General features: G+C 50.5%; 11 protein-coding genes. 8 read left to right on the top strand and 3 right to left on the bottom strand.

The window, feature by feature from the left end:
* Nucleotides 1-16: 16 nt before the first annotated feature.
* On the bottom strand, nt 17-916 hold the full coding sequence (locus AC0TOY_RS08395) for a LysR family transcriptional regulator (protein ID WP_473721710.1): 900 nt from the start codon (nt 914-916) through the stop codon (nt 17-19).
* A gap of 109 nt (nt 917-1,025) precedes the next feature.
* Here AC0TOY_RS08395 and AC0TOY_RS08390 point away from each other — a divergent pair, with 109 nt between their 5' ends.
* On the top strand, nt 1,026-2,231 hold the full coding sequence (locus AC0TOY_RS08390; protein ID WP_473721709.1) for an L-dopachrome tautomerase-related protein: 1,206 nt from the start codon (nt 1,026-1,028) through the stop codon (nt 2,229-2,231).
* A 37-nt stretch (nt 2,232-2,268) separates the two neighbouring features.
* Here AC0TOY_RS08390 and AC0TOY_RS08385 read toward each other — a convergent pair whose 3' ends face one another.
* Nucleotides 2,269-2,631, bottom strand: coding sequence for a helix-turn-helix domain-containing protein (locus AC0TOY_RS08385; protein ID WP_248275605.1), 363 nt, complete (start codon nt 2,629-2,631; stop codon nt 2,269-2,271).
* 124 nt (nt 2,632-2,755) lie between these two features.
* The gene (locus AC0TOY_RS08380; protein ID WP_032646111.1) at nt 2,756-3,400 is read right to left on the bottom strand and encodes a TetR/AcrR family transcriptional regulator; all 645 of its coding nucleotides are present in this window, start codon (nt 3,398-3,400) and stop codon (nt 2,756-2,758) included.
* Nucleotides 3,401-3,579: 179 nt separating this feature from the next.
* On the opposite strand from AC0TOY_RS08380, the gene AC0TOY_RS08375 reads away from it, so the two are divergent.
* The 7 genes from AC0TOY_RS08375 (at nt 3,580) to AC0TOY_RS08345 (ending at nt 12,813) form a co-directional block, all read left to right on the top strand.
* Entirely contained in the window at nt 3,580-5,076 is a 1,497-nt protein-coding gene (locus tag AC0TOY_RS08375; RefSeq protein ID WP_473721708.1) for an efflux transporter outer membrane subunit, read from the top strand.
* Between the two features lie 48 nt (nt 5,077-5,124).
* Nucleotides 5,125-6,267, top strand: coding sequence for an EmrA/EmrK family multidrug efflux transporter periplasmic adaptor subunit (locus AC0TOY_RS08370; RefSeq protein ID WP_473721707.1), 1,143 nt, complete (start codon nt 5,125-5,127; stop codon nt 6,265-6,267).
* Between the two features lie 13 nt (nt 6,268-6,280).
* Nucleotides 6,281-7,825, top strand: coding sequence for a DHA2 family efflux MFS transporter permease subunit (locus AC0TOY_RS08365; protein WP_228117533.1), 1,545 nt, complete (start codon nt 6,281-6,283; stop codon nt 7,823-7,825).
* 489 nt (nt 7,826-8,314) lie between these two features.
* Nucleotides 8,315-9,388, top strand: a complete 1,074-nt coding sequence (locus AC0TOY_RS08360) for a catalase family peroxidase (protein ID WP_473721706.1) — start codon at nt 8,315-8,317, stop codon at nt 9,386-9,388.
* Complete coding sequence (locus AC0TOY_RS08355) at nt 9,385-9,972, top strand: cytochrome b (protein WP_473721705.1); 588 nt, start codon at nt 9,385-9,387, stop codon at nt 9,970-9,972. Before AC0TOY_RS08360 ends, AC0TOY_RS08355 begins: the two co-directional genes overlap by 4 nt.
* 397 nt (nt 9,973-10,369) lie before the next feature.
* Entirely contained in the window at nt 10,370-10,864 is a 495-nt protein-coding gene (locus AC0TOY_RS08350; protein ID WP_024909477.1) for a putative pterin-binding protein, read from the top strand.
* A gap of 17 nt (nt 10,865-10,881) precedes the next feature.
* Nucleotides 10,882-12,813, top strand: a complete 1,932-nt coding sequence (locus AC0TOY_RS08345; RefSeq protein ID WP_290094505.1) for a putative bifunctional diguanylate cyclase/phosphodiesterase — start codon at nt 10,882-10,884, stop codon at nt 12,811-12,813.
* Nucleotides 12,814-12,822 lie beyond the last annotated feature (9 nt).

Below are 12,822 nucleotides of genomic sequence, written 5' to 3'. Positions count from 1 at the left end.
GGTGGACTCGTCCTTGTCATTCTTGTCGGGTCAGAAGGTCAATCATTGCCCGGGTGGCTGCTGACTGACGTCGGTGCGGGGCAAACAGCACGGAGAAAGGTCGCGATCGTCCCCGAAGGTGCGGCAGCACCTCAACTAACTGGCCGCCCTGTATTCTGTCGCGAACGATAAATTCATAGCTCTGGCAGATCCCCATCCCCTGCTCCGCCAGCGAAACCACGCCGAGTACATCGTCTGATATTTCGATAGTTGAACCCGGCATCCAGTCAATATCGCGCCCTTCATCATGAAATACCCAGGGGGCGATACGACCGGTACGCGGCATGATAAACGGCAGGCACTGATGGCCCTGCAGCTCTTCCAGCGTCTGAGGCTTTCCTCTCCGATGCAGGTAGTCCGGAGAGGCGACCAGAAGCAATGCCGCGTCTTCCAGCTTACGCGCCACAAGTCCACTGTCAGGCAACTGTCCCAGACGGATCGCCAGATCGAACCCTTCTGCGATCAGGTCAACATTGCGATTGGTAATGTTCAGCTCCACCTGTACGCGCGGGTAACGTTGATTATAGTGCGCCAGCAGCGGCGGCAGGCGGTAGTGAGCATAGGTGGTCGGGACACTCATTCTCACTCGACCGGTCAGATCGCCCTCCTGACCCCGGCCAACGCGTTCGGCGTCATCGAGCAGAGAAAACGCTGAGCGCGCCTGCTCAAGATAGACGCGTCCGGCTTCAGTCAGCCCCACCCGGCGGGTCGTGCGCTGTAATAGCTGCCGTCCAAGACGCGCTTCCAGACGGGTGACCGCGCGGCTCAGTACCGAAGGGGTGGTTGAAAGGGCAACCGCTGCGGCAGTAAATGAGCCGTGCTCAACCACAGCAATGAAGACTTCAACGTCGCCGAGGTAATCAAATTTCCGGCTCATTTTGCTCTCTCAGGAACAAATGTTTTTCAATTTGGCTAATTTATCTCCCGTTGGGCGATGAGTAAAGTGGCCAGCATTCATCACCTGAACGCGCTACTGGAGCCTGTCAATGTTCAACCGCCCCCTAATTCTGCCCGCCATCGCAATGGCGGCGTTGTTCTCTTTCCCGAGTGTTGTCAACGCGGCGAACCACCCGCCTCTGGAGCGCTGGCGAAGCTACGCCGGTGTGAGCTGGGATACCACTCAAGACGGAAAGATACCTGCGACGTTTTCCGGTTCGGTCAATGCCCCTATTGCAGGTATCCACTTTGATGCAATGGACCGGGCCTTTGTCAGCACGCCCCGGCTGGTTTCCGCCGCAGCACCCGCCACGTTAAGCATTCTGGATACGACGGCGCACTCTGGCCCTGCCCGCCTGACGGCATTTCCCTCCCGCGAGGGGAATGCGGTGAATACCGATCCCGCTCAGAGCCTGCGCAACGTGCTCGGTTTTTATATTGACCGTAAAAACGGCTGGCTATGGGCGCTGGACATGGGGTTTGTTGCAGGCGAAACAGAGTCCCCCGCGGGGGCGCAGAAGCTGCTCGTACTGGATCTCCACTCTGGCCGCACCATCAAACGCATCGCCCTGGACGGCGTAGCGGACCGCAAGGCCAGCTTTCTGAATGATGTGGTGGTCGATGAGAACCGCCGTGTCGCCTATATCTCCGACAGCGGCTCGCGGAGTGCGCCTGAAAACCAGGTGGGACTAATTATCGTCGATTTCGCTACCGGTACAGCCCGGCGCGTGCTCGATCGTCACCCTGCGCTGCAGATTGAGCCAGGCGTTAACGTCGTCTCGCACGGGGTTGAAGTCTGGCCTGGTAAACCATTACTGATTGGTATCAATGGCATTGCGCTTTCACCCGATGCGGGTACGCTGTACTGGACGGTGACAACCGGCACGCGCGCCTATGCGGTACCGACTGCGATACTGAGGCAGCCTGCGTCAACCAATGCGCAAATTGCCGGGCAGATCCGCGATCTGGGTCGCGTGGGGGGCAACACCGACGGAATGGTGACAGATGTAAAAGGTAACCTCTACATTACCGATGTCACACGCAATGGTATCGTCAGATACGATCCTGAAACCCATGCCATGTCGCTGATTGCGGCAAGCGAAGAGGTGCGATGGCCAGACACGCCGGCAATCCGTCCGAACGGAGACCTGGTATTTACCTCGAGTCGCCTCAATGACCACTTCGCGGGAGCCGTTAAACCGGGAGAAGAACGCTATGATTTGTGGCGCTTGCGTCTCGATGCTTCAAAGGATTAGTCGCGCGTCACCTCTGTAATCAATATCGACAAGCCATTCATGTCATGACTTTTTTAGCCATCTCACGGTATTTGGTTGGGGAGAGTCCATATTGGTTTGAGAACGCTCTGCTAAAGGTGGACGGCTCTTCATAGCCTAGCATTGTAAATATATCTGAAACAGAGAGCTGCGTGTGTCTGAGCATATGCGCGGCTTTTTCAAGTTTCCGGCTGCGGATATAGAGACCGATACTTATGCCACACTCCTGGCGAAAGTTTCGTTGAATATAAGCCAATGAATAACCGGATTTTCGCGCCACATCCAGAACGGTAATAGGTCTGTATAAATTCGAGTCAATCCAGTGAGTCAGGGACTTAATTACAGTTTCACGATCTTTTAAAAGAGTAAACTTTATACACATAAGTATCCACGAAATTTTATTTACAAGAAGTCCGCTGGCAATGTCATCCAATGACAATTGAAAATAATATTTCCAAAAAGAAAAAATCACCCTAATAATAGGGTGAGAGAATGCTTACTGTATTTTAGTGAGATGTCTTTGCAACATCCTCATTTTGTTCAGGACCATACAACTTCATAAACGCATTAACGGAGGCCTGCGCTTTCATGACAATTTCACTTTCGTCCGGCTGATCCTTTCGTGCTTTTAAAAGCAAGGGTTCAAGGATACCGGCCTGGAGAAGAGAGCGAAAATACTCAGCGGCCAGCACTGGGTCATCTTTTCTTAAAATATTTTGATTCATTAAATCGGTGAAAAGCGCCGATACGTTTGAACGAAGTTTTTGCATTCGTTCATAATACAACTCTCCAATTCCCGACCTTCCGGCTTCGGAAATCATTAATCTTTGCAAGTCCACAATATCCGGTGAACAAATATAGCGTAAAAAGGCAACGGCAAATTGCTCGATGACCAGCTGTGGTGATTTTCTGAAAAGGCGCACCTGCCCTGCAGTTTCAATAGTCATGCTCTTTATATACTGTTCAGTTTCTGAAGACATGCATTCTACAAATAGCTCTTCTTTCGAAGAAAAGTGACTGTAAATTGTTGATTTTGAGCCACCCACAATCGCGTTAATCTCTGAGATAGACGTGGCATCAAATCCCTTTTGTCGAAACAGTCCGGATGCGACTTCCAGAATCTGTTGCCGTTTAAGCGCTCTTTTATCCATATGTTTCCTCGTTAGTTTAGGTGTCTGACCGGGGCCAACACTTTTTGTTCTCTGATTTCGGAATCACGTCTGGTAGTAGGGTTCGTAATCGTACTGACGAGTACATTTTCATTTGACGGCGCTCAGAAGTCAAGATATAAAGTGTACCGTACTGTACGGTACTGTATTTGGACTTCTCTATGAACAGCATGACGAGCGTACTGATGAAAGGTTTTCAGGAGACACTACTGGGGTGTCGTATTTCCGGTTTAACCCGGTCCAGGATAGTGATGGGCTGTGTTGTCATTTCCGCCATCAGTATGAGCGGATGCGCCATGATCCCCGACCTTGGCACCCCACCGCCTATGAAGACGGTCACACAACTTAAAAGCGATCAAAGTTTCCCACATCAGAACGGCCAGTGGCCGAAAGATGACTGGTGGAAGAAATACGGTGACGAGCAGCTCAACGGGCTGATTGATGACGCGCTTAAAAATTCCCCTACGCTTAACATCGCCGAAGCTCGCGTGAAACAAGCGCAGGCGATGACGCAAAGTGCGAGCGGTTCGCTTTTCCCTGAGGTCACCGCAAACGCCAGCTTTATGCGGGACAAAATGAGTTACAACTATGTGACGCCTGAAAGCGCAACGCCTCAAAACTGGAACAGCTATGGCCGTACCACGCTGGATATGAGCTGGGAAATAGATTTTTGGGGTAAAAACCGCGCCGCGCTCGCGGCTGCAACGTCAGGTGAAATGGCGGCTGTAGCGGAAGAAGCACAAACAAGGCTGGTGCTCTCTTCTTCTATTGTTACCGTTTACGCGGAGCTGGCGCATTTATACACCGTACGCGAAACGCTTAACGATACCCTCACTATACGAACCAGTACGCTCGCGTTGTTCCAGCAACGACATGATGCGGGGCTTGAAGATTTATCCAGCCTTCAACAGGTTGAGACGCGTCAACTCAACGCAAAAGCAAACCTGGTGGCAATAGATGAAGCGATTGCGATCAAAAAACATGAGCTCGCTGCATTGATCGGTGATGGGCCTGACAGATCGCTGGCCATAACCGCGCCTAAGGCAACGCTTTTAGCGCATGAGGAACTTCCTCCCAATATTGCGCTGGATCTGATTGGTCGACGTCCTGATATTGTCGCGGCACGTTTACGCGCAGAGGCTGCAGCAGAGCAAATCAAACAGAAAAAAGCCGGTTTTTACCCCAGCGTTAATCTGGTTGCCTTTGCCGGGTTCCAGTCACTGGGTATTAACAACCTTACCCGGAGTGGCTCAGCAATTGGCAGTTTTGGTCCGGCCATATCGTTGCCAATATTTAATACGCAAAAGCTACAGGGTGATTTGAAATACGCCAGCGGTGAATATGATATTGCGGTGAACATTTATAACGCCACGTTAACGAATGCACTTCGTGAAGTGAGCGATGCACTCACCAGCAGAGTCTCTCTGAAAGACGAGATACTTTATTCTCAGGGTGCAGTCACGTCGGCAGAAAAAGCGTATTCGCTCACCAGACAAAGGTATGAAGGAAAGGTCGCTGATTATCTCGACGTTTTATCCTCGGAAGATGAGCTGGTTGCGGCCCGCAGAAAATTAGCCGATGTAAATTCCCGTGCCTTTACGATTGACGTCGCATTAGCGCGTGCATTGGGCGGCGGATATACCTCGAGCAAACAGTGATTTTTAACACCAGGTTAATTACTAAATAGTGGAAAGAAAGGAAATAAAATGAGTCATTCTGCAGCTATTGAAAATCAAAATATTGAATCATCCGATATCAAAAAGAAAAAAAGAAAACGTTTATTCTCTTACCTTGCATTAAGCATCGCGCTGGCTGGCGCAGGCTCGTTCGCATATTGGGAATTAGTGGGTTCTCGCTATGTTGAGACCGATAACGCCTATACCGATGTCGAGTCCGCGCAGCTCTCTTCCGCGATCACCGGTACGGTAAGTGCCATCCTCGTCACGGATTCTCAGGTGGTAAAAAAAGGTGATGTTCTGATCCAGCTGGATCCTACTGATGCAGAGTTAGCCCTTAATCAGGCGGAAGCAAACCTGAACCTGTCCATTCGGCGGGTAAATGGATATAAGGCCACCGACACAAAACTCGGCGCTGAAGTTGTGGCAAATGAAAAAGAGCAAAAACGTCTGCTGGCCCAGGTTGATGCCGCAAACGCTGACTTCCAGCGCGCGACGATTGACCTCAAGCGACGCGAGGCGCTCATGCAGACAGGCGCGATTTCAGGCGACGAACTGACGCGTATTCAAAACGTTTATGCTTCCGCTCTGGCAAACCTGAATGCCGCTAAAGCCGCCGTGGCGCAAGCCGATGCAGCAAGACAGGCGGCAGTGGGTGCAAGACAGGCGAATGCCGTAATGATTGAGGATGCAAATACCGAGACCAACCCAGAAGTCGCTCTCGCCAGAGCAAAGCGCGATCAGGCCAGACTGGATCTGGAAAGAACCGTGATCCGTTCGCCAGTTGATGGCGTGGTTGCTCGTCGCCAGGTCGAGCTTGGGCAACGTGTCCAGCCTTCCACGCCGTTATTGTCCGTGGTGCCGGTACAGCAAATTCACGTCAATGCCAACTTCAAGGAAGTTCAGCTCCAGCATGTGAAAGTGGGGCAGAAAGTGGAACTGGTGAGCGATCTGTATGGCGACAACGTTCCTTTCCATGGAACGGTAGAAGGCTTTGATGGCGGCACCGGCGCAGCGTTTTCAGTTATTCCTGCGCAGAACGCAACGGGTAACTGGATTAAGGTTGTTCAGCGTTTGCCCGTGCGCATCAAACTCAATGCTGATGAGCTTGCAGCACATCCGTTGCGGGTTGGACTGTCCATGAAAGCGACAGTTAATTTAAAAAGTGAATAACGGAAACCAGGCCATGTCTACATTCGTTATCGATAACCAGCCGCCTTCGCTGAAGGGCGGTATGTTATGGGTGGGTGCCCTGGTTCTTGCAATGGCGAACTTTTTAGCCGTACTCAATATGACCATTGCAAACGTCACTCAGCCCAACATGGCTGGCGCCCTGGGCGCAGGAACCAGCCAGGGAACCTGGATCATCACGGCCTATGCCGTGGCTGAAGCCATAACGGTGCCGCTATCAGGATGGTTAACCACCCGGTTCGGCGGCGTGCGCGTTTTCTGCATTTCCGTGTTCATGTTTGGCATTTTTTCTTTGCTTTGCGGCCTTTCCACTTCTCTGGGAATGCTGCTGATGATGAGGGTTTTTCAGGGCATGGCGGGAGGTCCCCTGATGGCCCTATCACAAACGTTGCTCCTGCGTATTTTCCCGAAAGAAAAATCCATGCAGGCGACGGGATTATGGGCAATGACGACATTGCTGGCGCCCGTTATAGGCCCGGTTCTCGGTGGCTGGATTTGCGATCATTACAGCTGGTCGTGGGTGTTTATCATCAACGTTCCGATGGCTATCGCTTTTTCAGTCATCGCGTGGTCAGTATTAAAAATCTTCGAAGATGAGCTGGTTAATAACGCTATTGATATCGTTGGGTTTGTTTTACTGGTTATCTGGGTTGGCGCACTGCAGATCATGCTGGATGAAGGGAAAGACCTTGACTGGTTTGCCTCAGAAGAAATTTGGGTTCTGGCGATTGTGGCCTGTATCGGCTTTTTAAGTTTCTGCATCTGGGAGCTGACCGCTGACCATCCGATTGTCGATATCAGCGTTTTTCGCCATCGTGGTTTTTCGGCCAGCATGTTTGTGCTCGCGCTTGCGTTTGGATGCTTTTTTGGTCTGAATGTTCTCACGCCGTTGTGGCTACAATATAACTTAGGGTATACAACAACATGGGCAGGGATTGTGGTTGCCTGGGGCGGCCTTCTGCAGGTGGTCTTCTCTCCGGTTGCCGCTAACCTTTCCAACAGAATCGATCCGCGCATTCTTATCTTCTTTGGCTGTGCCTGGCTCGGTCTCGATACCTTCTGGCGCTCCTATGCAACGACCGATATGGATTACTGGTCCATCTGTGTCCCTTTGTTATTCATGGGCGTTGGCATGCCGTTGTACTATGTCCCGATTACGGGGCTTGCAATGGGCTCTGTAGATGAAGCGGAAATGCCCTCGGCGGCCGGGTTAATGAACTTTGTTCGAACGTTATCAGGCGCGTTTGCCACATCGCTCGTGACAACGTCCTGGCAAGACCAGCGCTATATTGCGCATGACAGGCTGGCGTCCGTTGTCGATCCTACCGGCGATCTTTCACAGTACATCAACTCGGCACCTCAGCAAGGTGGGCAATTTGTGCGCGAGCTTTTTGACAAGATGGTTAACAGCCAAAGCATGATGCTTTCAACCAATAATCTGATGATGTCGATAGGCGTCATATTCTTTATCGCTGCTTTTGCTATTGCTTTAGCACCGAAACCCTCTCGCGTTGTTGATGCCGCATCTGTAGGACATTAATCGTTATTCAGCACAGGGATGTGAGCGTCAAATAAAAGAGAACATTTAATGGAAGAAATACCAGGACTTTCTGTACAGGAAAAGCGTTGCTTAATATCAGAAATATATTTTTCAATATATAAAAAAGTGGACGCTTCCCAGTGGAAGAAGCGTCCTAAATCAGGCAATTATTCAGACACAGATTGAAACCGTTAACTGACGATCTCAGCGATAATATCGCATACTCCCTTCTGTTCATTATTTACATTTTCTGCCATCGCCTACCTGTTTCGCCACTCTTTCTCGCTGGGTCACCGACTCGGTCACAACTTCCGACACGATGAGTAACCCGGCCTTTTTGACAGCGGAAAGGTTTAAACTTTTCGTGATATTCTTTCTTTACGCCCCTTAGTTCCTATACTCGAGCCATATTCGCCACTGTATTAACACCTGTCACGCGCAATACATAGCGCATGACAGGTGAAGATATTTTGTTCTGGAAAAACGTCTATGTCGAAACTGGATTTGAGGTCCAAAAAAACCTGGGGCGCGCTGGCAGCGATCGCCGTTGTCGCCGGTACGCTGGCATCTGCTTTTGCATGGACGGCGGGCTGGCTTGGGTCACGCACGGTCAGCCAGGCACTGGTGGGTGAAACACCGAAACCCTTCCCACCGGGTTTTCGCCGCGCGCATGGAAAAGGCATCTGCTTTGCCGGCACCTTTACGCCAAACGGCTCGGCGGATTCCCTTTCAACCTCCCGCCTCTTCTCACAGCAGGAAGTGCCCGTAGTGGGTAGATTCTCTATTGGTACCGGCGATCCGCATGCACCGGATAGTACGACCAAAACCCTGAGCATGGCGCTACTGCTAAAGACAGATGACAGGCAACAATGGCGAATGGCGATGAACAACGAGCCTTTCTTCGCCACGCACAGCCCGGAAGGTTTTCTGGCCTTGCGAAAAGCCACGGCCGTTGATGCGTCCACCGGGAAACCGGATCCGCAGCGTCTGGCAGACTTTTTGAAAGCGTACCCGGAGGCGGAGAAATACCTTAAATGGGCGGCACAAAAACCTGCGCCCGGCAGCTTCGCGGGCGCGACGTTTTACAGCATTAACGCCTTTTACCTTGTGAACGCGCAGGGGGATCGCCAGGCCGTTCGCTGGATGATGCGTCCGCACGAGCCTTTCCTGTCGATAAGCGATGAGCAACGACAGAAAGCCGATGACAACTTCCTGTTCGAAAACCTGCGTCAGCGCCTGGCGCAGAAGCCACTCTACTGGGATTACGTTTTGCAGCTCGCACAACCGGGCGATCCGGTGGATGACCCATCCCAGCCGTGGCCGGACGATCGCAAAAAGGTGGTGGCCGGCACGCTGGAAGTGACGCGGGTCGAAGCACAATCCACAGGCGCGTGCCGCGACGTTAACTTTGATCCTTCTGTCGTTCCCGCAGGCGTTGCGGTGTCTGATGATCCTATCTTAAACGCCCGCTCCGCGGCCTACTCCCACTCTTTCAGCCGCCGTGAGCGGGAAATCGGCTACGGCAAGGCCACCGAAGCCGTGCAAAAGCAGGAGGTAAAATGAGCTCAAATAAAGATATGCGAGCGCTCACGCCGCAGCATTTCAATACCCTGGCGCGAAGCCTGCACTGGCTGATGGCGGTGATGATCCTGTCCATGCTTTTCATCGGTGCCGCGATGATGACGTCGTTACATCACCGGATTTGGTTAATCGACCTCCACCGGCCGCTGGGGATCGCCATTTTACTGCTGGCACTGGTTCGTCTGGTCAACCGCCTCCTGAGCCGCACGCCCCCACTTCCTGCCGATTTGCCCGCCTGGCAGGTGCTTGCCGCAAAGGCATCACACTGGATGCTGTATGGGTTAATGCTGGCAATGCCGCTGCTGGGCTGGGCGCAACTGTCGGCAGCGGGCCTGCCAATTGTCATGTTTGATGGCGTCAACCTGCCGGCGATTGTCCCGACCAGTCCAGCACTCTATGCCTGGTGCCACGACGCCCATAGCCTTCTGGCAAAGTTGCTTTTTGCCGTGGTGCTGGTCCATCTCTCCGCCGCACTCGTTCATGCGTGGATCTACCGGGACGCAGTGTTTGCCAGCATGGCGAAAGGGGGTAAGTCGGCGTCAGCCATCCGGGATGACGTGAAGTAAGGCAAGCGGTAGGGGACACGCACAATCAGAATGTTCGTGTCCTCGCTTATCATCATCCTGAAACAGCGCACACAACCGGGGCGCGTATTTCGTCGCCAGATTCGCGCGCCAAAAAGCCACGGACACCCCGCAATTATCGTGGAAGATAATATCTCTCAATTAAAGCGATTATTTTTTAAACAGAAGAGCATTTATGCCCGCAATTTTAGCTTTTATCAAAAAGTTAAGCGTCGCTCTAGTATCAAACACCCAGACACCCGCAACACCTAACTCATTGATTAAAATGAGTTTACATCAATAAAAACGATAAAACCCCCTACTCCCCAACAAAATATATCAACTCGTGTGATATCTAAATTATAATTCTTATACTTCTGTTAAAAAGGTGGAGGTCAAAATGCGATTAACCCTACTGCTGTTATGCTGTCTGGTACAAAGTGTAACCTGGGCTGGCGACCTGCCAAAACCAGTTGGTAAACCCATTTTAACGATTTACGGTAATATAGAAAATACCAATGAAAATGGAAAAGCAGTGTTTGATCTCGCCAGCCTTGAAAAACTCGGAGTAGTGAGTTTCGAGACGACTTCCCCCTGGTATAACGGTCGTACGAAGTTTGAGGGTGTCCCCATGAGCAAGCTCATGGATTATGTGGGTGCAAAAGGTACGAACGTTAATGTTATTGCGCTCAATGATTACTCAACCGTCATCCCTCTCAGCGACTTTAAAAAATACAACGCCATCCTTGCCTTAAAGGTCAATGGCGAATATATGCGCATCCGCGATAAAGGCCCATCGTTCATTGTATACCCCTATGACAGTCTTCCTGAGTTGAATAATCAGATTTATTACTCACGATCAGCATGGCAGGTAAGCAAAATGAAGATTGAGTAGTCGTTCAGGAGAACATAATGAACAGGATACTGGTTGGTATCATTTTTTCTCTTTTTATCACGACAGGATATATTGCATACCTTGTTTATGATCGACAGCAGGAATTGCAAAAACTGACTCAATACACTGAGTCCTGGTCCGTGGCACAACTGGTATCAGAGTATTACCGTTTTGAATCATGGCTTGGTCTATACGCAACCGATACTGATGACGTTACGATAGACCAGGTCCGCATGCGCCTCGAAATTATGCTCAGTCAGGGCGATTTAATGAAAGGGGGCGATTTAGGTCGCTACATTGATAGCGATAAAACGCATCAGGAGCTCGCTTTACGCTTAGAAAAAATACTGGCCTATCTGGATAGTCATCTTGAAAAAATGAGCCACCCGGAGTTACAGGCATACCTGACAAATATGCATGAGCTCGACGCACCGCTCAGCCAGCTGTCTGCAACAGCATTAACAAAAGATATTAACACTGTTAATGAATCCAACAACAAAATACAAATCCTGTATTATATTTATTCCGCACTTTCTTTGCTTCTGGTGATTTTAAGCTTTATTCTTGGCTTCTTAATGATCTACCAGAATAAAAACATTCTGAAAGCACACATGCAGGTTAAAAGCCTGGCTGACGAACTTCAAATATCAAAAGAAAAACTGCAAATTCAGAACTCGAAGCTGGAATATGATGTTTATCATGACTCCCTCACCGGCATGAAAAACCGCCTTTTCTTCTGGGACGATCTCAACAAAATTAATCTTCAGGCAGATAAAAATCACGTCCCCGTCACGGTGATGTTATTTGATTTAGACCGCTTCAAAGAGGTCAACGATACCTATGGCCATGATACGGGAGATTTGCTGCTGAATCAGGTATCCCGACGGCTGACCTCGATGAGCAGCGCAACGGATACGTTTTACCGCTTGGGCGGCGATGAATTCGCCCTTCTCTCCAGCGGACTCACGGAAACCGCCGCCGTTTCGCGCGCCAAAGAAATCAGCGATCATATCAGCCAGCCCTATACGATTAATAATCAGCTGATAAAAATTGCCACCTGCGTAGGCATCGTTTTATCTGATAATGAACGACGCTCTGATTATCTTTACAAATTTGCCGATCTGGCGCTCTACGAGGCGAAAAAAGAAGGTTCGCAGCAGATCAAGGTCTTCCGTCAGTGGATGCTGCAAAGACTACAGGAAAGCAGGTCCCTTGAACATGATATGGCTCTGGCGATCGATCACAATGAATTCGTTGTGTATTACCAGCCTATTGTCGATGCATTCAGCAATGAAATTTACGGCTATGAAGCGCTTATTCGCTGGATACACCCGGTGAAAGGGATACTCGCGCCAGATTATTTTATTTCCGTCGCTGAAAAAACGGGGATGATCAATGAGATCGGCAAGTCGGTGCTTGAGATGGCCTGCCGGGAAGCGGTGTCCTGGGCGGTGCCGGCCAGGATCTCGGTGAATGTCTCACCCGTTCAGCTAGGCACTAAATCGTTTACCACGATGGTACAGTCCATTCTGAAAGAGACGGGGCTACCGGCCAACCGACTCGAGTTAGAGGTAACAGAGTCTTCGCTCTTCAGTGACAGCAACATGCCGATCACTATTCTCAAAAAGCTCCGGGCACTGGGCGTAAAAATTTCCATCGATGATTTCGGAACGGGATATTCCTCGCTTTCACGACTGAGTGAACTTAATTTTGATAAAATTAAAATCGACAAATCCTTTGTGAACCCGATATCCACGCAGGATGATGCCCTAAATATCGTTAAGTTGATTACCGGCATGGCGAAGAGCCTCAATATGCGGGTCATTGCTGAAGGTGTTGAAACCGAAGCGCAGCTTGAACGTCTTCAGGCGCTTGGCTGCGATCTCGTGCAGGGATACCTGTTCGGAAAACCACAGGCTGAGATTGACAGGAAGATTAGATACGGTTGAAATGGTTGT

The organism is Enterobacter sp. PL_is379 (assembly GCF_055817355.1).
Note: the sequence above shows the minus strand (reverse complement) of the source record. Positions and strands in the feature narration are given on the sequence as shown.

What these genes read in the sequence shown, in the direction of transcription:
- AC0TOY_RS08395 (WP_473721710.1), bottom strand. Translation starts at nt 916, where the DNA reads ATGAGCCGGAAATTTGATTACCTCGGCGACGTTGAAGTCTTCATTGCT.
- AC0TOY_RS08390 (WP_473721709.1), top strand. Translation starts at nt 1,026, where the DNA reads ATGTTCAACCGCCCCCTAATTCTGCCCGCCATCGCAATGGCGGCGTTG.
- AC0TOY_RS08385 (WP_248275605.1), bottom strand. Translation starts at nt 2,631, where the DNA reads ATGTGTATAAAGTTTACTCTTTTAAAAGATCGTGAAACTGTAATTAAG.
- AC0TOY_RS08380 (WP_032646111.1), bottom strand. Translation starts at nt 3,400, where the DNA reads ATGGATAAAAGAGCGCTTAAACGGCAACAGATTCTGGAAGTCGCATCC.
- AC0TOY_RS08375 (WP_473721708.1), top strand. Translation starts at nt 3,580, where the DNA reads ATGAACAGCATGACGAGCGTACTGATGAAAGGTTTTCAGGAGACACTA.
- AC0TOY_RS08370 (WP_473721707.1), top strand. Translation starts at nt 5,125, where the DNA reads ATGAGTCATTCTGCAGCTATTGAAAATCAAAATATTGAATCATCCGAT.
- AC0TOY_RS08365 (WP_228117533.1), top strand. Translation starts at nt 6,281, where the DNA reads ATGTCTACATTCGTTATCGATAACCAGCCGCCTTCGCTGAAGGGCGGT.
- AC0TOY_RS08360 (WP_473721706.1), top strand. Translation starts at nt 8,315, where the DNA reads ATGTCGAAACTGGATTTGAGGTCCAAAAAAACCTGGGGCGCGCTGGCA.
- AC0TOY_RS08355 (WP_473721705.1), top strand. Translation starts at nt 9,385, where the DNA reads ATGAGCTCAAATAAAGATATGCGAGCGCTCACGCCGCAGCATTTCAAT.
- AC0TOY_RS08350 (WP_024909477.1), top strand. Translation starts at nt 10,370, where the DNA reads ATGCGATTAACCCTACTGCTGTTATGCTGTCTGGTACAAAGTGTAACC.
- AC0TOY_RS08345 (WP_290094505.1), top strand. Translation starts at nt 10,882, where the DNA reads ATGAACAGGATACTGGTTGGTATCATTTTTTCTCTTTTTATCACGACA.